This is a genomic window from Amycolatopsis pigmentata (assembly GCF_042684065.1).
GTDB classification, from domain to species: Bacteria; Actinomycetota; Actinomycetes; order Mycobacteriales; family Pseudonocardiaceae; genus Amycolatopsis_E; species Amycolatopsis_E pigmentata.
In genome coordinates this window covers 1-637 of the sequence record NZ_JBHUKR010000041.1, presented here as the reverse complement: position 1 = coordinate 637, position 637 = coordinate 1, and the positions used below count along the sequence as shown (strand labels likewise).

Below are 637 nucleotides of genomic sequence, written 5' to 3'. Positions count from 1 at the left end.
CACCTCCGGCACCTCGGTCACCAACGCCGCCGGCAACAACACCGACGCCGTCGTCCCCTGCGGCACCCGCCGATCCAGCCACGCCCGCATCCCATGCCGCGCCGTCAACCGCCGCACCACCGCCAACCCCATATGCCGCACCGACTCATCATCAAGCACCGGCGAACCCGCCAACCGCTCGTTCAACCGCGCCAACCGCTCCGAGGGCAACCCAATCCCCTCATCCTCCACCCGCACCAGCACACTGCCCTGCTCCGTCAAATGCCCACTCACCCGCACCACCGACGACGGCGACGACCACTTCGTCGCATTATCCAGCAACTCCGCCACCACCCGGCCCACATCCTCCGCCGCGAAACCCACCACCCCCAACCCCACCACCCGCCCAATCGTCACCCGCGAATACTGATCAATCGACGACATCGCCGCCCGCACCACATCCACCACCGACAACGTCTGCCCCACCACATCCGACGCCTCATGCCCCGCCAACACCCGCAAATTCTCCGCATTCCGCCGCAACCGCGCCGCCAAATGATCCAACCGATACAACGCCGCCAACCGCGCCCCGTCCTCCTCCCGCGCCTCCATCCCCTCCAACTCCGACAACAACACATCCACCAAATTCAAATCACGC

The 637-nt window shown here is 66.2% G+C and carries 1 protein-coding gene; it reads right to left on the bottom strand.

The genetic code is table 11. From position 1 onward, the window contains the following. Nucleotides 1-637, bottom strand: a 637-nt coding sequence (locus tag ACFSXZ_RS41225) for a sensor histidine kinase (RefSeq protein ID WP_378272022.1), incomplete at both ends; no start/stop codon positions are given.